The organism is Arcobacter sp. F155 (assembly GCF_004116455.1).
GTDB lineage: Bacteria > Campylobacterota > Campylobacteria > Campylobacterales > Arcobacteraceae > Halarcobacter.
In genome coordinates this window covers 24,071-45,122 of record NZ_PDJU01000013.1, presented here as the reverse complement: position 1 = coordinate 45,122, position 21,052 = coordinate 24,071, and the positions used below count along the sequence as shown (strand labels likewise).

24 protein-coding genes are annotated in these 21,052 nt (G+C 29.6%); 17 read left to right on the top strand and 7 right to left on the bottom strand.

The window, feature by feature from the left end:
• Positions 1–15: 15 nt before the first annotated feature.
• The 8 genes from CRV03_RS12615 to CRV03_RS12580 all read left to right on the top strand — a co-directional run bounded on the left by CRV03_RS12615 (position 16) and on the right by CRV03_RS12580 (position 8,559).
• Positions 16–2,592, top strand: coding sequence for an ATP-dependent Clp protease ATP-binding subunit (locus CRV03_RS12615; RefSeq protein WP_129085500.1), 2,577 nt, complete (start codon positions 16–18; stop codon positions 2,590–2,592).
• Between the two features lie 87 nt (positions 2,593–2,679).
• The gene (gene rpmH, locus CRV03_RS12610; protein ID WP_044417745.1) at positions 2,680–2,814 is read left to right on the top strand and encodes a 50S ribosomal protein L34; all 135 of its coding nucleotides are present in this window, start codon (positions 2,680–2,682) and stop codon (positions 2,812–2,814) included.
• A complete protein-coding gene (rnpA, locus tag CRV03_RS12605; RefSeq protein ID WP_129085499.1) occupies positions 2,802–3,146 on the top strand; it encodes a ribonuclease P protein component in 345 nt (114 codons plus the stop codon). Before rpmH ends, rnpA begins: the two co-directional genes overlap by 13 nt.
• On the top strand, positions 3,139–3,474 hold the full coding sequence (gene yidD, locus CRV03_RS12600) for a membrane protein insertion efficiency factor YidD (protein ID WP_129085498.1): 336 nt from the start codon (positions 3,139–3,141) through the stop codon (positions 3,472–3,474). Before rnpA ends, yidD begins: the two co-directional genes overlap by 8 nt.
• Before the next feature lie 4 nt (positions 3,475–3,478).
• Complete coding sequence (gene yidC, locus CRV03_RS12595; RefSeq protein WP_129085497.1) at positions 3,479–5,080, top strand: membrane protein insertase YidC; 1,602 nt, start codon at positions 3,479–3,481, stop codon at positions 5,078–5,080.
• Positions 5,081–5,089: 9 nt separating this feature from the next.
• Positions 5,090–5,971 carry a Jag N-terminal domain-containing protein gene (locus CRV03_RS12590; RefSeq protein ID WP_129085496.1) on the top strand — a complete coding sequence of 294 codons (882 nt, stop codon included), beginning with the start codon at positions 5,090–5,092 and terminating at the stop codon, positions 5,969–5,971.
• Positions 5,972–5,973: 2 nt separating this feature from the next.
• On the top strand, positions 5,974–7,314 hold the full coding sequence (gene mnmE / locus CRV03_RS12585; RefSeq protein WP_129085495.1) for a tRNA uridine-5-carboxymethylaminomethyl(34) synthesis GTPase MnmE: 1,341 nt from the start codon (positions 5,974–5,976) through the stop codon (positions 7,312–7,314).
• Between the two features lie 6 nt (positions 7,315–7,320).
• Entirely contained in the window at positions 7,321–8,559 is a 1,239-nt protein-coding gene (locus tag CRV03_RS12580; RefSeq protein WP_129085494.1) for an NAD(P)/FAD-dependent oxidoreductase, read from the top strand.
• Here CRV03_RS12580 and CRV03_RS12575 read toward each other — a convergent pair.
• On the bottom strand, positions 8,556–9,035 hold the full coding sequence (locus CRV03_RS12575; protein WP_129085493.1) for a histidine phosphatase family protein: 480 nt from the start codon (positions 9,033–9,035) through the stop codon (positions 8,556–8,558). The genes CRV03_RS12580 and CRV03_RS12575 overlap by 4 nt on opposite strands.
• A gap of 88 nt (positions 9,036–9,123) precedes the next feature.
• Positions 9,124–9,612 (bottom strand): histidine phosphatase family protein, encoded by a 489-nt coding sequence (locus CRV03_RS12570; RefSeq protein WP_129085492.1) that lies wholly within the window; start codon positions 9,610–9,612, stop codon positions 9,124–9,126.
• A gap of 58 nt (positions 9,613–9,670) precedes the next feature.
• On the opposite strand from CRV03_RS12570, the gene CRV03_RS12565 reads away from it, so the two are divergent.
• Both CRV03_RS12565 and htpX read left to right on the top strand, forming a co-directional pair.
• Positions 9,671–10,597, top strand: coding sequence for a 5'-nucleotidase (locus CRV03_RS12565; protein WP_258239086.1), 927 nt, complete (start codon positions 9,671–9,673; stop codon positions 10,595–10,597).
• A 58-nt stretch (positions 10,598–10,655) separates the two neighbouring features.
• Positions 10,656–11,507 carry a zinc metalloprotease HtpX gene (gene htpX, locus CRV03_RS12560; protein WP_129085491.1) on the top strand — a complete coding sequence of 284 codons (852 nt, stop codon included), beginning with the start codon at positions 10,656–10,658 and terminating at the stop codon, positions 11,505–11,507.
• A gap of 13 nt (positions 11,508–11,520) precedes the next feature.
• Here htpX and CRV03_RS12555 read toward each other — a convergent pair whose 3' ends face one another.
• On the bottom strand, positions 11,521–12,111 hold the full coding sequence (locus CRV03_RS12555; RefSeq protein ID WP_129085490.1) for a DUF134 domain-containing protein: 591 nt from the start codon (positions 12,109–12,111) through the stop codon (positions 11,521–11,523).
• A 372-nt stretch (positions 12,112–12,483) separates the two neighbouring features.
• Between CRV03_RS12555 and CRV03_RS12550 the strand changes: the two genes are divergently transcribed.
• Complete coding sequence (locus CRV03_RS12550; protein ID WP_129085489.1) at positions 12,484–12,819, top strand: hypothetical protein; 336 nt, start codon at positions 12,484–12,486, stop codon at positions 12,817–12,819.
• Positions 12,820–12,918: 99 nt separating this feature from the next.
• On the opposite strand, the gene aroC is transcribed toward CRV03_RS12550, so the two are convergent.
• From aroC to CRV03_RS12530, 4 genes are read right to left on the bottom strand one after another with little or no spacing between them, the layout of a single operon-like run.
• Complete coding sequence (gene aroC, locus CRV03_RS12545) at positions 12,919–13,992, bottom strand: chorismate synthase (RefSeq protein WP_129085488.1); 1,074 nt, start codon at positions 13,990–13,992, stop codon at positions 12,919–12,921.
• On the bottom strand, positions 13,992–14,669 hold the full coding sequence (gene rnc / locus CRV03_RS12540) for a ribonuclease III (RefSeq protein WP_129085487.1): 678 nt from the start codon (positions 14,667–14,669) through the stop codon (positions 13,992–13,994). Before rnc ends, aroC begins: the two co-directional genes overlap by 1 nt.
• Positions 14,662–15,111, bottom strand: a complete 450-nt coding sequence (gene rnhA / locus CRV03_RS12535) for a ribonuclease HI (protein WP_129085486.1) — start codon at positions 15,109–15,111, stop codon at positions 14,662–14,664. Before rnhA ends, rnc begins: the two co-directional genes overlap by 8 nt.
• Entirely contained in the window at positions 15,086–16,135 is a 1,050-nt protein-coding gene (locus CRV03_RS12530) for a lipopolysaccharide assembly protein LapB (protein WP_129085485.1), read from the bottom strand. Before CRV03_RS12530 ends, rnhA begins: the two co-directional genes overlap by 26 nt.
• Positions 16,136–16,216: 81 nt before the next feature.
• On the opposite strand from CRV03_RS12530, the gene dnaG reads away from it, so the two are divergent.
• The 6 genes from dnaG to proB all read left to right on the top strand — a co-directional run bounded on the left by dnaG (position 16,217) and on the right by proB (position 21,002).
• Complete coding sequence (gene dnaG, locus CRV03_RS12525) at positions 16,217–17,851, top strand: DNA primase (RefSeq protein ID WP_129085484.1); 1,635 nt, start codon at positions 16,217–16,219, stop codon at positions 17,849–17,851.
• 59 nt (positions 17,852–17,910) lie between these two features.
• Positions 17,911–18,294, top strand: coding sequence for a RidA family protein (locus tag CRV03_RS12520; protein ID WP_129085483.1), 384 nt, complete (start codon positions 17,911–17,913; stop codon positions 18,292–18,294).
• Between the two features lie 104 nt (positions 18,295–18,398).
• Entirely contained in the window at positions 18,399–18,716 is a 318-nt protein-coding gene (gene rplU / locus CRV03_RS12515; protein WP_129007578.1) for a 50S ribosomal protein L21, read from the top strand.
• 16 nt (positions 18,717–18,732) lie between these two features.
• A complete protein-coding gene (gene rpmA, locus CRV03_RS12510; RefSeq protein WP_129085482.1) occupies positions 18,733–18,987 on the top strand; it encodes a 50S ribosomal protein L27 in 255 nt (84 codons plus the stop codon).
• A gap of 153 nt (positions 18,988–19,140) precedes the next feature.
• Entirely contained in the window at positions 19,141–20,232 is a 1,092-nt protein-coding gene (obgE, locus tag CRV03_RS12505; RefSeq protein WP_129085481.1) for a GTPase ObgE, read from the top strand.
• Positions 20,232–21,002: a glutamate 5-kinase gene (gene proB, locus CRV03_RS12500; protein WP_129085480.1), complete on the top strand. Its 771-nt coding sequence runs from the start codon at positions 20,232–20,234 to the stop codon at positions 21,000–21,002. The genes obgE and proB overlap by 1 nt, the downstream gene beginning before the upstream one ends.
• Positions 21,003–21,052 lie beyond the last annotated feature (50 nt).

Sequence of the window (21,052 nt, the reverse complement as noted above, 5' to 3'; positions counted from 1 at the left end):
AAAGGAGTGCTAAAAATGAAACAAATATTCGAAAAACTAACAAATCAAATGGCTGAGACAGTTGATTCTTCAGTGTCTTTAGCTTTACATAATAAAAATCAAGAAGTAGAAGTAATACACTTTCTATGGGCTTTATTAACAAATACTAATTCAGTTTTAAATCAATTATTAAATAAAATGAATGTTGATAAAGTTGCAATAGAACTAGAAGCTAAGTCTTATGCAGCAAAACTTACATCTGTATCATCTATATCAAAAGAGAATATTAAACTTTCAAGAAGTTTTGCTAGTTCTTTAGAGAGTGCACAAGGACAAGCTATAAAACAAGGGGATAAGTTTATTGCTATTGATACTTGGCTTGTGGCAAATTTTGCTACAAAAGAGTTAAAAGAAGTTTTAGGTAAATATATTGACTTAAGAGAAGCAGCAAAAGAGCTTGAAGCTATGAGAGCAGGAGCTACAGTAGATAGTGCTAGTTCTGATGAAAACTTTGATGCCCTAGAAAAATATGGAATAAATTTAAATAAAAAAGCTATTGATGGAGAGCTTGACCCAGTAATTGGAAGAGATGAACAAATAAATAGAATGATGCAAATTCTAATTAGAAAAACAAAAAATAACCCAATTTTATTAGGTGAACCAGGAACTGGTAAAACTGCAATTGCAGAAGGTCTTGCTCAAAGAATAGTAAATAAAGATGTTCCTACAAGTTTACAAAACAAAAAAGTGATTACTTTAGATATGAGTGCAATGATTGCAGGTGCAAAATATAGAGGTGAATTTGAAGATAGATTAAAGTCTGTTATTGATGAGGTTAAAAAAGCTGGAAACATAATCCTTTTCATTGATGAGATTCATACTATTATTGGAGCAGGTGCAAGTGAAGGAAGTATGGATGCAGCAAATATCTTAAAACCTAGTCTTGCTAGAGGTGAGCTTCATACAATAGGTGCAACAACTCTTAAAGAATATAGAAAGTATTTTGAAAAAGATGCTGCTATGCAAAGAAGATTTCAGCCTGTAAATGTAGATGAACCAAGTGTAAATGAAGCTTTACAAATATTAAGAGGTATAAAAGAGAAGTTAGAAACACACCATAATGTAACTATAAATGATAGTGCACTAGTTAGTGCAGCAAAATTATCTAATAGATATATTACAGATAGATTTTTACCTGATAAAGCAATTGACTTAATTGATGAAGCAGCAGCAGAATTAAAAATGCAAATTGAGTCTGAACCAATTGCTTTATCAAATATAAAAAGAAAAATCCAAACTATTAATGTGGAAAAAGAAGCATTAAAGATGGAAAAAAATAAGAAAAATAGTGAAAGACTAGAAGAGATTGAAAAAGAGTTAGCTAACTTAAATGAAGAGAAACAGTCTTTAGAAACAAGATTTGAAAATGAAAAGCAGACTTTTAATGCTGAAAGTACATTAAAAGCAAAAATTGATGAACTAAAAACAAAAGCAGCAAGGGCAAAAAGAGATTCAAACTTTGAAGAAGCAGCTTCTATTGAGTATGGAGAGATTCCACAACTTGAAGCAAAAATAAAAGAGAATCAAGAAAAGTGGGCAAAGATGCAAGAAGAGGGAACTCTTTTAAGAAACTCTGTTGATGAAGAAGCAATTGCAAGTATTGTTTCAAGATGGACTGGAATTCCAGTAAATAAAATGATGGATTCTGAAAAACAAAAAGTTTTAAAAGTTGAGCAAGTTTTAAAAGAGGATGTAATAGGGCAAGATGAGGCTTTAAAAGCAATCTCTAGAGCTATTAAAAGAAATAAAGCTGGATTAAGTGAAGATAGTAGACCTATTGGTTCATTTATGTTCTTAGGGCCAACAGGAGTTGGTAAAACGGAGAGTGCAAAAACTCTTGCAAGATTTTTATTTGATGATGAAAAGTCACTTATTAGATTTGATATGAGTGAATATATGGAAAAACATGCGGTATCTAGACTAATTGGTGCAGCCCCAGGTTATGTTGGATATGAAGAGGGTGGTCAGCTGACAGAAGCAGTTAGAAGAAAACCATATAGCGTAATTTTATTTGATGAGATTGAAAAAGCTCACCCTGATGTGTTTAATATTTTATTACAAGTTTTAGATGATGGAAGGTTAACAGATAACAAAGGTGTAACTGTTGATTTTAAAAATACAATCATTATTTTAACTTCAAATATAGGAAGTTCAAAGATAATTGAGATTGAAAATAAAGAAAATAGAAGAAAAGAAGTACTAAATGAGTTAAAATCTCACTTTAGACCAGAGTTTTTAAATAGACTTGATGATATAATCATTTTTGAGCAATTAGGATTAGATGCGATTACAAATATTGTAGATATTATGTTTGATTCAATTAAGAAAAAAGTTGAACAAAAAGATATCTCTATTTCATTAACTTCTAGTGCCAAAGAGCATATTGCGAAAATTGGATTTGACCCTGTATATGGTGCTAGACCGTTAAAAAGAGCAATATATGAGATAGTTGAGGATAAGTTAGCAGATTTAATTTTAGAAGATAAAATCACTGAAGGGTCGTCTGTTGAGTTTGATTTAGTAAATGAAGAAGTTGTAGTAAATATAAAATAAATTTTATAAAGACACTTAAACTAAACAAAATTTAAGTATAGTTTAAATATAATACGCGACTTAATTTGTGAATAGAGGAATAAGATTATGAAAAGAACATATCAACCACATAACACGCCAAGAAAAAGAACGCATGGTTTTAGAATCAGAATGAAGACTAAAAACGGTAGAAAAGTTATCAAAGCTAGAAGAGCTAAAGGTAGAAAAAGATTAGCTGTTTAAGTAAATCGCACCGTCTTAACAATTCAAGAGATTTTAATCGACTTTATAAAAGCGGCAAAAAGTGGCATACGCACACTTTTGTCGCTTTTTTTTCGTCTGATGAAAACTTAAATCTTGCATTTGTTGCTTCAAAAAAAGTAGGAAATGCTGTAAAGAGAAGTGAAGCAAAACGAAAACTAAGAGCACTTTGCTTGAAGTTTGAAAATAGGTTAGAAAACGGTAAATATATTTTTGTAGCAAAAGAGAGAGTTTTTGAAAAAGATTATAAATCTCTAGAAAAAGATTTTTTGTATGCTATGAAAAAACTTCAATTACTAAAAGCAGATGAATAAAATATTTAAGTATTTGATAAAATTTTATCAAAGGTATTTATCTGTAATATCTTTCGGGTCATGTAGATATTACCCATCTTGTTCAAATTATGCCATCTGGCAATACGAAAACAATACTTTTTTTAAGGCAACTTATTTTACAATATCACGCATATTAAAATGCAATCAACTTTTTGAAGGTGGATTTGATTATCCAGTTGTAAAAATAGTAAAGCATAATAATATCAATTTTAAAAAAATAAAAATTAAATATTGGCTAATTCCAGTAGACAATAATAAATACCTCATAGTAAAAAATCGGGAGTGGAAAAATAATAATGGTGAATAACAGTATGAACAATAATAATGGTATGCAAAAAAGAATGCTAATAATGACACTTGTAGTGTTTGCATTTTTTATAGCTTATGAATTTTTAGTATTAAAGCCTCAACAAGAAGAGAAGGCTAAACAAGAACAAATTGCAAAAGAACAAAAACAAAATAGTGCTCCAGATGTAGCAAATGTTGCAAATGCACCAGCTGGACAATCACAAGATGACATGAATAAGTCAATTCAAGCTTTATCAACAAAAGCAATTGGTTCTTCAAATATTTTAACAACTATTAAAACTAATAGAAATATTATTGAAATTGATAAATTAGGTAGAGTAGCGCAAGTAACTTTATTAGATGCAAAATATAAAGATGAAAATGGTGATCAAATCAAACTTTTTGAAGCTGATCAATTAAGACCATTAGAAGTTAGATTTGCAAATACTGATATTAATGACGAAGCTTTCAAAGTAAGTTATGAAACTACTGCAACAAATGTTGATGCAAGTACAGAAGCTCAAAAATTTACACTTGTTCAAAAACTATCAGGTATTACTTTAACTAAAAACTTTACTGTTTATCCAAATGGACACTATGATTTAGATATCTCAACAGATAAAAAAGAACAATACTTTATTACAAATGGATTTAGACCAAATGTTTTAGCAGATATGTATGCTGACCATGGTTTATATTTAAAACTTAATGATGGAACAATGGAATTAACTTCAGATGAAGATTTAGATAAAGTTAAATCTTATACTGGAATCAAATTTGTTTCTAACTTTGATAGATACTATGCAACAGTTATTTATAACTTTGATAACTCTTTACAAGTATCTTTAATGCCAGATAATAACAGTAACCCACAAGGTTTTGTTCATGTTACTGAAAAGACTTCTTTCTCTGGATATATGGGACCTAAAAACTTCAATGACTTAAAAGCATTACATCCAGAATTAACAGACGTAATCGAGTATGGTTGGTTTACATTTATTGCAAAACCAATGTTTACATTACTTCAATTTATTCAATCATATGTTGGAAACTGGGGTTGGACAATTGTTATTTTAACAATCTTAATTAAACTTGTTTTATATCCATTATCATACAAAGGTATGGTATCTATGAACAAGCTAAAAGATTTAGCTCCTAAGATGAAAGAGATCCAACAAAAATATAAAGATGACAAACAAAAACAATCTATGCACATGATGGAGCTTTATAAAAAGCATAATGCAAACCCAATGGGTGGTTGTTTACCATTAATCTTACAAATCCCTGTATTCTTCGCAATCTATAGAGTACTTTTAAATGCAATTGAATTAAAAGGTGCTGAGTGGATTTTCTGGGTACAAGATTTAGCAGAAATGGATCCATATTTTGTATTACCAATTTTAATGGGTGCTTCTATGTGGTTACAACAAAGAATTACTCCAAATACTATGCAAGATGAGATGCAAAAGAAGATTTTCCAAATGTTACCAATCATCTTTACATTCTTCTTCTTATGGTTCCCAGCTGGTTTAACTCTATACTGGTTCGTAAATAATGTATTTACAATTGCTCAGCAATACTACATTAATCAACTGTTTGAGAAAAAAAGAGCTGCTAAAAAATAGGAGTCTATAATGAAAAAATTTGAAGCTAAATGTTTAGAAGAAGCTTACGAGCTTGCAACATCAGAATTTGAATGTTCTATAACAGATTTAGATATTGATATTATCCAACAGCCAAGTAAAGGTTTCCTTGGCTTTGGTAAAAAAACTGCTATTATCACTGCAACTTCAAGAAGAAGAAAAAGAGATAATAGAAGACAAAAAGAACAAAGATTTAGAAAAAAAGATATCAAAATTGAAGATGTTTCTAAAAAAATAGAAGACTCAAATAGAAGCGATAATGAACAAAAAGCTTCAAATATTAAAAAAACTGAAAAGAAATTAAACGATGTTCCTAATGTTGATTCAAAAGAGAAGATTTTTGATAACTTCTATAGCGAATCAGAAAAACAAAACGAAATGTCTAAAATTATTGTAAAGAAAGAATCACAAGAAGTTTTAGATGAAGTTAAAGATGGACTTAATTTACTTTTCGCAGATACTTGTTATGAAATTGATAATATCAAAGTAGAGTTTTATGATGAAAGTACACTTTATATAGAGTTTACAGGAGCTGATTCTGCTTTACTTATTGGTAAAGAAGGGTATAGATATAAAGCTTTATCATATATTTTATTCAACTGGATTAATGAGAAATATGGACTTATGCTAAGACTTGAAGTTGCAGAATTCTTAAAAAATCAAGAAGCTGCAATTCATACATACCTAGAGCCTGTAATTGAAACAATCAAAGAAAAAGGTTCTTATAAAACAAAACCACTTGATGGTATTTTAGTGCATATTGCACTTAAAAAACTAAGAGAAGAATTCCCTGATAAATATGTAGCTGTTAAAACAAATATCAGAGGAGATAAATACGTACTTGTAAATGAGTACAGAAGCAAAGAGCAATAAAATTGTTAGATGAAAATACAATTGTAGCCATTGCAACTGCAAATGGCGTAGGCTCAATCTCTATTGTAAGAGTTAGTGGTAAAGATGCTCTTAACATTGCTTTAAAACTTTCAAAGAAAAAAGAACTTAACCCAAGAGTCGCAACTCTTGGAACTATTTATAACTCAAATGATGAAATCATAGATGAAGCACTTTTAATATATTTTAAAAACCCTTACTCTTTTACTGGTGAAGATGTAGTAGAGTTTCAATGTCATGGTGGAATTGCTATTTCTAATATCATTATGCAAGAAGTTCTTAAATGTGGTGCAAGACTTGCAAATCCAGGTGAGTTTTCAAAAAGAGCTTTTTTAAATGGAAAAATTGACCTTACAAAAGCAGAAGCTATTGCAAAAATTATTGAAGCAAGAAGTGAAGATGCAGTTAAACTATTAGCAAAACAGCTAAAGGGTGAGTTAACAAACTTTGTAAATGATATTAGAGAAGATTTACTATTTATGCTTGCATATACAGAAGTAAATATTGATTATGCTGAAGAGGATTTACCAAGTGATATTTTTGAACAGATTCAAAATAAGCTTGATAAAATAAAAGAAAAACTATCAAATACCCTTGATGCAAGTAAAAGAAGAGAAGGTCTTATAGAAGGTTTTAAAGTTGCAATAGTTGGAAAACCAAATGTTGGTAAATCTTCACTTTTAAACAAACTTCTAAATTTTGATAGAGCCATTATTTCTGATATTGCAGGAACTACTAGAGATACTATTGAAGAGTCTGTAAAGATTGGAACTCATATAATCAAAATAGTTGATACTGCTGGTATTAGAGAAGCTGATGATGTAATTGAAAAAATAGGTATTGAAAAATCTATTGAAGCAGTTAATGAAGCAGATATTGTAATTGCACTTTTTGATAATAGTAAGTCTTTAGATGATGAAGATAGAAAGATTTTAAATATTTTAGAAGATAATTCTCATAAAGAGATAATCACAGTTTTAAATAAATGTGATTTAAAAAATAAGTTTGAAAAGAATAGTTTAGAAAATTATGTTAGTTTGAGTACTAAAGAGACTATTACTCCTTTAGTGCAAAAGATAGAAATAATTTTAGATTCTAATACTCATAGTGATGATATGACTTTAGTTTCAAAAAGACAAGTAGATGAAGTAGAGAATACTTATTCTCATATTAAACAAGCATTTATGCCTTTAGAAACTGGTGAGTTAGAGTTTTTTGCCCACCATATAAATGAAGCTTTAGCTTCAATTTCAAATATTACTAGACCATATGAACATGACCAGATGTTAGATGTTATGTTTGGTTCTTTCTGTCTAGGAAAATAATAGTTTATGAAAAATAGTTATGACTTAGTAGTCATAGGTTCTGGTGCAGCAGGTATGATATCTGCAATTGTAGCAGCAAGAAATGGCAAAGATGTTCTTCTATGTGAGCAACAAGAAAAATTAGGACCTAAACTAAAAGCTACTGGTGGAGGAAGATGTAATCTTACTAATACACTTTCAAATGAAGATTTTATGAATTCATTTGGAAAAAATGGTAAGTTTATGTTTGATGCACTTAAAGATTTCAATCATCAAGACCTTATAAACTTTTTAGAACAAATTGGAGTAGAAACACATATTCCCGATGGTTTTAAAGTATTCCCTGTAACTCACAACTCTTCAACTATAATAAAAGCTTTAGAACAAGAGCTTATAAATGTAGGAGTAGAAGTTGCTTATAGTACAAAAGTAGATGATATAGTTTTTGAAGATAACTGTGTTAAGAAAGTTTGTACCTCAAAAGGCGAAGTTATTACAACAAAAGTTATTGTAGCAACAGGAGGATTAGGTTATCCAAAACTTGGAGCAAATGGTGATGGTTATACTTTTGCAAAAGCTTCAGGACACAGAGTAACTTCTCTACATCCTGCAATGACTCCTTTACTTACAAAGGACACTTGGGTTGCCCAATGCCGAGCTGATACAATAGCAAAAGCACAAGTTAGTGTAAATATAAAAAAACATAAAAATCTTAAAAAGACTGGGGATTTAATCTTTACAAATAAAGGTGTTCGAGGTCCAGTTGTTTTAGACTTTTCAAGGGAAGTAACTCCTTTACTTGAGAAGTATGGCGAAGTTCCTATTTTAATAAATATGTTAAAAGGAATGAATGAAGAAGAACTTTTTTCATATATAAAAAAAAGAACATTAGCTAATCCGGATTTTAATATATTACAAACCTTAGAAACACTATTACCAAGCTCTGTTATTAAAGAGTTATGTAAGTTAGTTGAGGCTGATTATGAATTAAAATTCAAAGATTTAAAAGGTGAAATACGACAAAACCTTGTAAAGATTTTAGTAAATACTCCTTTAACAATTAGTAATCATTTAGGTTTTGAAAGAGCTATGATTACAAGAGGTGGAATTAGCTTAAAGCAGATAAACCCAAGAACAATGCAAAGTAAACTTGTACAAGGATTATACTTTTGTGGGGAAGTTGTAGATTTAGATGGTCCATGTGGCGGTTACAATTTGCAATGGTCATTTGCAAGTGGTAACCTAGCAGGGAAGCTTCTAGATTAGTCTGGCTTTATTTGATAAATTAATTTTGCATTTGAAATATCAATAGATGTCCAAGAGTTACAATCAAACTCTATTTTAAGAACTTCTCCCATAAGTATTTTTTCTTTTAATCCAACAAGGCTAACTCCAAGGGCAGTTAGTGATGGATTATGTCCTACTATCATTAATGTATTAACATCATCAAAAGTATAAGTAATTGATTCAATAACTTCATTTACAAAAGCTTGAAAAAGTACTTCATTGTACATAATACTTTTTGTGTACTCTAACTCTTTAGCAACAACTTCAGCTGTTTGTTTAGTTCTAAGAGCTGGACTCGCAACTAATAAATCTGGTAAAACATTTTTTTCTTTTAATTTTTTTGAAACATTTTCTACATCTTTTAAACCTTTAGGGGTTACTTGAATGTCATAGTCATCTGTATTTGGGTTTGATATGTCCTTATCTGCATGTCTCATAATATAAAGTGTTTTCATTTGTTTACCTAGCAATTAATTATAATTAAATAATTTTAAATAGTTTTTACTTGAAAAGTAATAAAAATAGGTGAAAAAAGTAAAAGTTTTAATACTTTTTTTTAGGATAATCAAAAGATATAAGTTTTGCACTCTTTTTATTTACTTCTCTCCAGCTATCACAGTCAAACTCTATTTCCAATACTCCACAAGTAGGAATGTTTTCATTGAATCCAACTAAATAAAAAGCCAACATATTTAATGTAGGGTTATGACCAATTATAAATACCTTGTCATAATCATCATTTATAAAGTTTACTATTTCTAACATTGTTTTTAATGAGGCTTCATATAAGTGTTCATCAAATAGTATTTCCCCTTTAAAGGCAATACCTTTTTTGATGAGTTTTGCAGTTTTTTTTGTTCTATATGCTGGGCTTGAGATTATTAAATCAGGGTTAGCATTTTTTTGTTTTAAAATTGTAGCCATAAAAGGTGCATTTTTTTCACCTCTTTTATTTAAGGGTCTATCAAAGTCTTCTAAACTAGGGTTAGACCAATCAGATTTTGCATGTCTTATTAAGTAAAGCTTTTTCATCTTTTCTCCTAAGCTTAAGTATTATATCTTTTTTTGTATAATTATCAAAGATATAAAATTGGAGTTTATTTTGGGTTATGATTTAGAAAAAAAATTAGTTATTGCAATCTCTTCGAGAGCTTTATTTAATTTAGAAGATGAGAATGAAATTTTTGAAAATAAAGGTCTTGATGAATACTATAAACATCAAATTGAAAAAGAAGATGAAGTTATTCAAAAAGGAACAGGTTTTAGACTTGTAAAAAATTTATTAAAGATTAATGATGATTTTCCAGATGATAAACAAGTTGAAGTAATCATTCTTTCTAGAAACAATGCGGCAACTTCTTTAAGAATTACAAAATCAATTGAAAAATATGAATTAGATATTGCAAGGTCTGCTTGGAGTGGAGGAAGTGATATTGCTAAATATCTTAAGCCTTTTAAAGTTGATTTGTTTTTATCAGCAAATGAAGTTGATGTACAAAATGCAATAAATGAAGGAATAGCAGCTGCTAGAATCTTACCATATCAAGAAGATAAAGATAACTATTCAAACCAAGTTAAAATTGCTTTTGATGGTGATGCTGTTCTTTTCTCTGAAGAGTCAGAAATTGTATATAAAACTCAAGGTTTAGAAGCATTTTTAGAGTATGAAAAGAAGAATGCCTCGAATGCTTTACAATCAGGTCCTTTTGCGCAGTTATTAAGAGTGATTTCTAATATCCAATCAAAATATCCAGAGGAACAAACACCTATTAGAACAGCTTTAATCACTGCTAGAAACTCTCCAGCTCATGAAAGAGTAATTAGAACACTTTCACAATGGGGAGTAAGGTTAGATGAGTCATTCTTTTTAGGTGGAGTTGACAAATATGAGGTTGTAGAAGCTTTTGGTGCTGATATTTTCTTTGATGATCAAGATGTTCATTTAGAAAGTACTTCAAAGAGAACACCAAGTGCAAAAGTTCCTTACCACGATGATTCCATATTAAAAAAGATATAATTATTTAAAATTTATTAATTATTAGATGCTAAACTAATAAAAAGATTAAAGGAGAAACATGGAACAAGCAAAAACAGTATTTTTATTAGCTCTTTTAACAGTATTATTTGTATTTATAGGTTACTCGTTTGGTGGCTCAAATGGTATGCTTATCGCCTTTTTATTAGCAGGAGGAATGAACTTCTATGCTTATTATTATTCTGATAAACAGGTTCTAAAGCATTATAATGCAACACCAATAGAAGATACTTCACATCCTGTTTATAGAATAACGCAAAAACTTGTACAAAAAGCAGATTTGCCTATGCCAAAGGTTTATTTAATACCTGATCATACACCAAATGCCTTTGCAACAGGAAGGAACCATGAAAATGCAGCTGTTGCTGTTACTATGGGTTTATATGAAATGTTAAATGAGCAAGAGCTTGAAGGAGTAATTGCCCATGAGTTATCACATATAAAACATTATGATATTTTAATTGGAACTATTGCTGCTGTATTTGCAGGGGCAATAGCTATGATTGCAAATATGATGCAGTTTGGTGCAATGTTTGGAGGAAATAACAGACAAGGTGTACATCCAATTGTAATGATAATCATGGCTATAATTTTACCACTAGCTGCTTCAATTATTCAAATGAGTGTAAGCAGAAGTAGAGAGTATATGGCTGATGAAGGTGCTGCAAGAATGACTAGAAACCCTGCAGGACTTCAAAGTGCTTTATCAAAATTAGAAAACTATGCTAGAAGAGGGCACGAAATAAACAATGCTACAGAGCAAACAGCTCATATGTTTATAGTAAACCCATTTTCTGGTAAAAAAACTTCATTTGGTGATTTCTTTAGGACACATCCTACTACAGAGGATAGAATAGCTAGATTAGAAGAGTTAAAATATGAATTTCAATAAGAGTTATTATCTCTTATTGAAATATATCTACTAGTTTATCTTCAGTAATTTCTTCTTGTAAAATTGGGTAAATACCCTTAGCAATTAACGAGATTTTTAAATCATAATCTACATCTTCAAGTAAGAAGTAGTTCGTTTTGTAGTCATATAAAATATCTGGAAGTATGTTACATGCTGCTTCATCTTCATTTTCAAACATTGGATTATTTATGCAGTTAGAAGATTTTAATTTGTAGTCTTTTATAAAGTATACCCAGATATATTTAGCTGTTGCATCTGCATATTCTAGTTCTGTATTACTATGTGAACATACAGCAATATGAAATTCATTTTTAATTTCATGTACTTTGATATTACTACCTGTAATTAATGCAAGTGAGATTTTCTTTCTGGCACTTTTAATTATTCTTGCAAAAGTAGCTCTTGATACATTCATTTTCTTTGCTGCATCTTCTTGATACATACAAAATGAGTCCATTAAATGAATTGCTTCTAGCTCTTCATGTAGTAAAATTACATCTTGTTTAGCCTTATGATCTTTAGGTCCAAAATACTTGGACACGGGCTTTAGTTCAAGTTTTCTTTGAAGTTTTTCTCTAGCCATTTATTACCTTGTAATTTATATAATCAGATTTTATCATAAAATATTTAAAATATACTTGACATATGCTCAGAAAATTGTTATAATTCGGTCATATGTTCATAAAGTGATATAACATTCATTCCTACATATTTGTAAAGTAAGTGTGTGTGATCTTCTTTTTTAGTGTGACCTTAATTGGTTTTCTTATTTTACAAATTAAATATATTATATTTACTTATATGGAATATATTTTTAAACATCAGTTACAATTAGGAACAAAATATATAATTGTCTTTTCCCTAGTCATTACTTTTTTTTCACTCTTTCTAATTTGTACTGATGTTTTGAAACTTTCTTTAAACAATCCCATATCAATGATAACAAGGAGTTGCTATGCATAGAATAGTGTTCCCAACAAATGAAAACATGAGTTACTTATCTAAAGTAGAAAGCTCATTTGAAGAATCAAATTACCTTACTGTACTACATGTTACTGGACAAAATATAACTGAAGTTGAATTAGTTAAAAACCCTCATCCTCATACAAGTGATGAGATTATAAAAGAGTGTAAAGATAACCACTATAGTATTCTAATTCTTCCTAAAGAAGATAAACTTCCTGTAGATAAATTAAAAGAAAATGGTACTTCAGTTTTTATTGCTTCAGAACATAAAAATGTATTAAGTACATTTAGTGATTTTGTTCAAGACAAATTAAAACGAGCATAAAAAAAGCGGGGAAAACCCCGCTGTCCTTTCAACTTGACCAAAGTAAAGGATTAGAAGAATAGTACAAAAAGAATCTTAAATAATAAGTAAATTATTGGATTAATTGTAAACTTTTTTTACATTTTCAATTTTACTACTCATATTTAAAAGTAATAAATCTGCAATAACTAAAGACATCATAGATTCAGCTACAACACTTCCTCTAATAGCAACACAAGGGTCATGTCTTCCTTTTAGTTCACAATCAACTTCATTGTTATTCACATCAACAGTTTCTTGCTTAATGAAAATAGATGGTGTTGGTTTAAAATAAACCTTAGCATCAATATCAGCTCCTGTACTAATGCCACCTAAAATACCACCACTATGATTTGTTTTGAAACCATCAGCTCTCATTTGGTCATTGTTCTCATCACCTTTTTTAGAGCTTGATTCTGTTCCATCCCCAATTTCAACAGCTTTAACAGCATTGATTCCCATCATAGCATTTGCAATTTGAGCATCAAGTCTATTATAAAGTGGTTCCCCAAGACCTGAAGGAGCATTTTTAACTCTTACAAAAGCAACACCACCAACAGAGTTGTGTTCTTTCTTTGCTTTAATAATAGCTTCTTTTTGGAACTCTTCTTTGTTTTTATCTAAAGTATAGATTTCAGAAGTTTTAGCAAATTCAAAATCTAGTTGAGAAGATTTGATTCCATCAATTTCACAAATTCCACTTACAACTTCAATATCTAATTCTTTTAATAGAAGTTTAGCAATAGCTCCTGCTGCAACCCTTGCTGCTGTCTCTCTTGCAGAACTTCTTCCTCCACCTCTATAGTCTCTTAAACCATATTTTTCAAAATATGTGAAGTCAGCATGTCCTGGTCTAAACAGGTCTTTTACATTTGTGTAGTCTCTACTTTTTTGGTTTTCATTAAAAATAACCATTGAAATAGGAGTTCCAGTTGTTTTACCTTCAAATACACCACTTAAAATCTCTACTTTATCAGACTCTTTTCTAGGAGTTGCATAAGCATTTTGTCCTGGTTTTCTTCTATCCATTTCTGCTTGAATAAAAGACTCATCTACACTAATTCCAGCGGGAACACCATCTACAATACAACCTAAAGCTCTACCATGACTTTCTCCAAAAGTTGTAAATCTTAGTTTGCTTCCAAAACTATTCATTATTGATTTCCTTTTAATGTATCAATAGCAATTTTTGCAACTGCTTGTTGCGCTAACTTTTTACTTTTTCCAATAGCTTTACCATAAGATTTTCCATCAATCCAAATTGATACTTCAAACTCTTTTTTATGGTCTGGTCCATATGAACCTTCAATTTTATATTCAGGAATTGTTCCAAATTGTGCTTGAGTAACTTCTTGTAAAGCTGTTTTGTAATCACTAAATAATACATCTAAATTGATTTTGTCATAAGAGCTCTCTAAAAGTTCTAAAATAATAGGTTTTAAAACCTCTAAGCCTGATTCTAAATATATTGCACCCATGATTGCTTCAAAAGCATCTGAAAGAATAGAAGCTTTACTTCTTCCTTTGTTTCTCTCTTCTGCATTTGAAATAAAAATATAATCACCTAACTTAATTTGGTTAGCTAGTTTTGTAAAACCTGTTTCATTTACTAAACTTGCTCTAATTTTAGAAAGTTCACCTTCATTTGATTTTGGGAACTTTTTAAATAAATATTCTCCAACTATTAAGTTTAATACCGCATCACCTAAAAACTCTAACCTTTCATTGTTATAAGGCTTTTTATAGCTTTTATGTGTAAGTGCTTCGATTATCAGATCCTTGTTTTTAAACTGATAATCCAAACACTTTTCTAATTTTGAATAATCATCCATTATTCTCTCCTTTTAATTTTTCCGCTTCAGTACGTGCAAGTATATCACATCTTTCATTATGAAAATGTCCTGCATGCCCTTTAACCCAATTTGCTATTATAGTGTGTTTTTCTGAAACATTTATATATTCTTGCCACAATTCAACATTTTTTACTGGTTTTTTTGCAGAGTTTTTCCAATTGTTCCTAACCCAACCACTTAACCATTCATTTATTCCTTTTACAACATAAGTAGAATCAGAATAAATATTAACTATACAAGGTTCTTTTAAAGCCTTTAAACCTTCAATAACACCTTTTAGTTCCATTTGGTTATTTGTTGTATTATCTTGAGCGCCACTTAGCTCTTTTTCATTTCCCTTATAGTCTAGGATTGTACCCCAACCACCAGGTCCAGGGTTTCCTAAAGAGGAACCATCACTGTAAAGATTGATTTCTTTCAACTAAATCCTTTGTTAGATGATGTTTTACATCAAATGTTAATATACTTTGGCAGTTTGGACATCTAGCCTCAAACATAGGGTGAACATGTTTACATGATGAACAAATAAATTCAAAATCAATAGTTGCAGGGATTTTATGTTCATGATTATTTAGTGCAATTAAAATATCAAAAACAAAATCATCACTATGATTTATATTGTTTAAATATCCTTTTGCATTAAATAGTTCTGTTAAAAACTTATCTTCTGAAATCTTTTCAAAGTCTATGTCTTCAAAATTTAGATACCACATTAAATCAATTAGTTTTGAAGTATTAAACAGCTTTATATTTTCCCAGAAAAACTCTTTATTGTATGTCAGATAAAACTTAGCTATTAGTCTTTGAACTTGTGGGTTTTCTTTTAAAACTTCTAGTAGTTCATCACTTTTCTTTTCAAATGATTTTATAGGGTCATTTATTATTATTAATGTTTCAATAAATAAATTATCATTTGAAACCTCTTCTTCTAGTTCACTTAAGCAATCAATAATCTCTTTTGCACTTTTATAGTCATTTAGTTTTTCATTTACAACAAGTAAATATTTTAATGCATAAGTATTTCTAGGAGAAAACTTTAAGATTTTTAAGAAAATCTCCTTTGCTCTTTGCATGAAACCACCTTTAAAATAAGTAGTTCCTAATAACTCTAAAAGCTCTTCTTTTTTTACTCTATCAGTTACATGTTCTAATAGGGCAAGATATACTGAAATTGCTTTGTTGTAATTACCTTTATGAATAAAAGTTGATGCTAATAGTATGATAGAATCAAATGGTAGATTGTAAGTTTTATATAGGTGTACATAATCTTCTTCTTTTAATTTACCAATTTCAAATCTTTTAAGAAGTTCTCTATAATCTTTTCTTGCTCTTCTTTCTTTATATAAAGAGAATGAGTATGTTAAAAAAGAGATGGTAAAAATAAGAGTAAAAAATATAATTACACCAAAAAGTGGGTCCCTATATTCAATAATAAAACTATCCAAAAAATGCCTTAATTATAAAATATAAAATATCATATCATAAAAGCACATATACTATTATAAATTTTTAGGTATAATCCCAAAATGATAACAAAAGAGTCAATAGAAAATTTAAAAAACCACCTTGATGTAGTAGATGTAGTATCTCAATTTTTAGAGTTAAAAAAGAGTGGTGCAAACTTTAAGGCTTGTTGTCCTTTTCATGGTGAAGATACTCCTTCTTTTGTGGTTAGTCCACAAAAACAAATCTATCATTGCTTTGGATGTGGAGCAGGTGGTGACTCAATAAAATTTGTAATGGAGTATGAAAAACTTTCATACCCAGAAGCTTTAGAAAAACTTGCTTCAATGTACAATGTTACATTAACTTATGACAATACAAATCAGCAAAGACAAGATACAAGAGTTTTAGAAGAAGCAAATAAATTTTATCAAAAACTATTTGTGTCAAATACAACTGCAAAAGATTATATAAAAAGCAGAGGAATCTCAGAGTTTTCGATTGAAAAGTTTGAAATAGGTTATGCTCCTTATTCAAATGATACAATCAATTTTTTAAAAAATAATCACTTAAATCTTGCAGAAGCAAAAGACTTAGGACTTATTGATACAGGACATAATGGTCTATATGCAAGATTTATAGAAAGAATCACTTTTCCTATTTATTCAATTAGTGGGAAAATAGTTGGTTTTGGTGGAAGAACTATTTCTGGACATAATGCAAAATATATTAATTCTCCTCAAACAAAACTATTTAATAAATCAAAACTTTTATATGGATACAACTTAGCAAAAGAGAATATCTATAAAAAAAATAGAATGATAGTTACAGAAGGTTATTTGGATGTTATTATGCTTCATCAAGCAGGTTTTAATACTGCTGTTGCAACACTAGGAACAGCTTTAACAAAAGATCATTTACCTCTTTTAAGAAGAGGTGAACCACAGGTCATTTTAGCATATGATGGAGATAAAGCAGGTTTAAATGCAGCATATAAAGCTTCTGTGATGCTTTCTCAAGGGGATTTTGAAGGTGGAGTTGTTATCTTTGGAGAAGGAAAAGATCCCGCTGACATGGTAAATGAAGGGAAAATAGAAGAGTTAAATAAAATCTTCTCTAATCCACAAAATTTTATTTCATATACAATTGATTATATAATTTCAAAATATGATATTAATATTCCAAGTCAAAAACAAAAAGCACTTGTTGAAACAAATGATTATTTAAAGACTTTAAATGAGTTATATCAAGATGAATATAAAAGATATCTAGCACAAAAACTAAATGTAAGAGAAAATCTGATTAAAGTTAGCTCTGATGTTGTTAGAAGAACTGACGTAAATTTAAGTAAAATTGATATTGCAGAACTGTGTATTATAAGGTCAATTTTAGAAAATCCAAAAAGACTAGACATGGTTCTTGATATTGTTGATATCTCAATGTTTGAATATCACAAAAATGAGTTTGAATTATTAATCAATGATCCTCAAAATATATCTTTAAATGGAATTTTATTAAACGATAAACTTGAAGTTTATGACGATCAAAGGTTAAAAGAAGAGTTAATTGTTTTACTATATACATTTTACACTAAAAAATTGACTTCTTTAAAGTATGATCAAACTTTAAACTTAAGAGAAAAAGGTTTTAAATTGAGAAAAGTTCAAGACAATTTAAGACAATTAAAACAAGGTAAACTTGTAAGTTACAATCTTTAATAAAATATTTAAAAAAATAGTATATAATTTTTCTAAATAAAAGTTTTTAGGAAAAATAGATGGAAAAAATTAACTCGAAGAAGTTACCAGAAGCAATAGGTCCTTATTCTCAAGCTGTTAAAGCAAATGGTTTAATTTATACTTCAGGTCAAGTACCTTTAGATGTAGATGGAAACATGGTAGAAAGAGATATTAAGGTACAAACTAGACAAGTATTTGAGAACTTAAGAAACTTACTAGATGATGCATTAAGTGGAATGGATAAAGTAATTAAAATAACAATTTATTTAGAAAATATCGAAGATTTTGGTGTTGTAAATGTTCTTTGTGCAGAAGCTTTTGGGGAACATAAACCAGTTAGAACTACAGTTTCAGCAAAAGGTTTGCCGATGAACTCAATGATTGTAGTTGATGCAATTGCTCAACCTTACGATTATTATTAAAATAAACTTTTACGCTTAAAGAAACTTTAAACTACAATTAGATAGTATTTCGTCCCGTTAAAGCAAAAAAGTTAATAAAGAATTGATAAGTTAGAGGAATAAATATGTACGCAATTATTAAGTGTGGTGGTAAGCAGTATAAAGTAACTGAAGGTGATGTTTTAGATATCGATTATACTGGTCAAGCTGCTAAAGAAACTCTTGAAATCACTGATGTTTTAGCTGTTAATGATGGTGAATTAAAAACTGGTGATGCTGTTTCTTCTGCAAAAGTAGAAGCAGAAGTTGTATTAGATGGAACTGGTGTAAATAGAGCTAAAAAAGTTATCATTTACAAAAAAAGAAGAAGAAAAGATTCTAAGTTAAAAAGAGGTTTCAGAAAGAGCTTCACAAAAATTAGAATTACTAAAATCGCTGCATAATTTAAGGAGATAAGAAATGGCTCACAAGAAAGGTCAAGGAAGTACTCAAAATAATAGAGATTCAGCTGGAAAAAGACTTGGTGTTAAGAAATTTGGTGGAGAAACAGTTAGAGCTGGTAACATCATTATTAGACAAAGAGGTACAAAAGTACACTGTGGAGAAAATGTAGGGATCGGTAAAGATCATACAATTTATGCACTAGTTGATGGTGTTGTTAAATTTGAAGTAAAAAGTAAAACTAGAAAAAAAGTTTCTGTATACGCTTCATAAAAAGTTTAATCAAAACAATTTTCTCAAAGGGTGTAGTGCATTTTGCCTACACCCTTTTTTAGTTTAAAAAGTATTCTAGGTTCCTTGTAAGTCCCCTTACTAATGGGTTTTATAAGGAGCCTTATTTAATAAACATTTAAAAAAGGATTTAATGTGTTTGTAGATAGTGTAAAATTTACCGTAACCTCAGGAAAAGGTGGACAAGGTTGTTCTTCATTTAGAAGAGAAAAGTTTGTTATCAAAGGTGGACCTGATGGTGGAGATGGTGGAAAAGGTGGAGATGTTGTATTTCTAGTAGATAGTAATACAGATACTCTATCATGGTATAAGGGAAGAAAGATATTAAAAGCTGACAATGGTAAGCAAGGAGAAGGTGGAAGAAGAACTGGAAAATCTGCTCAGCCAATGGTTTTAGCTGTACCTCCTGGAACACAAATAATTGATAATGAAACAAATGAAGTATTACTTGACCTTTTAGAAGAAGGACAAAGAGAAGTTTTCCTAGAAGGTGGAAAAGGTGGATTAGGTAATACTCACTTTAAAAATTCAAGAAATCAAAGACCTACTTATTCTCAACCAGGATTACCAGGTGAAAGCAAAGAGATTAGACTTGAGTTAAAACTTATTGCAGATGTAGGATTAGTTGGTTATCCAAATGTTGGGAAATCTACACTTATTTCTACTACATCAAATGCATCACCTGAAATTGCAAACTATGAGTTTACAACTTTAACTCCAAAACTTGGAGTTGTTGAAGTTGGAGATTACAACTCATTTGTTATGGCAGATATTCCAGGAATTATTGATGGTGCAAGTGATGGAAAAGGATTAGGTTTAGAGTTCTTAAGACATATAGAAAGAACAAAAACTTTATTATTTACGATTGATATTGCAAATTATAGAACGACTACAGAGCAGTATGAAGTTTTAAAAGAAGAGGTTAAAAAGTTCTCAACTGAATTAAGTGGAAGAAACTTCGCAATTGCATTAACTAAAACTGATGCATATTATGGAGAAGATTTAGAAGCTGATATTAAAGAGTTTATTGAAGCTATTGGTTTAGAAGTATCAAGTGAAAACTCTTATGGTTTTGATAAATCATTACCATATTATGTACAAGATTTAACTTACTCAAAATTTGATGAGAATAAACCATTTTTTGTATTGCCAATCTCATCTGTGACTCATTTAAATACTGAGTCAATTAGATTTGCTTTATATGAATTAATAGGACAAAAAAAGTAATGAAAAGAGTTGTTATTAAAGTAGGAAGTGCTGTTCTAAGAGAAGGCAGTGTTTTAGCAATTGAAAGATTAAACAATTTAGTTGATTTAATAGCAAAATTAAAAAATGAAAAAAAATTAGAAGTTATCTTAGTTTCATCTGGTGCAGTAGCTGCTGGAAATACAGCTTTAGATTTAGACCGTACTCAGATTTTAAATAGACAAGCATTAGCTGCTATTGGGCAACCTTTACTGATGAAACATTATAAAAAAAGATTTAGAGAACATGGTTTAAAATGTGCTCAAATGCTTTTAGTAGAAGATGATTTTGATTCAAGAAAAAGATCTGCAAATGCAAAAGGTGTTATGGAAATACTTTTAAGTAATGACATTATTCCAATTTTAAATGAAAATGATGTTATTGCAAATGAAGAGCTTTTATTTGGGGATAATGACCAATTAGCAGCCCATGCTGCGCACTTCTTTGATGCAGACATCTTAGCAATACTTTCTGATGTAGATGGTTTATATGATTCAAACCCTCATGAGAATCCAGATGCTAAAATGAGAAAAGTAGTTAATTTCATTGAAGATGAAGAATTAGAAATGAAACATACTCCAAACTCTGAGTTTGCAACAGGTGGAATAGTTACAAAACTAAAAGCTGCAAACTTCTTACTAAAGAGAAATAAGATGATGTATCTATCATCTGGTTTTGATTTAACAAATGCATATGATTTTTTAGTTGATGAAAATCATAAAAGCGGAACACTATTTAAAAAACAAATCTAATATTTTATAAGCTTCTCCTTCTGTGAGAAGCTAGCAAAAAGGATAGAAAG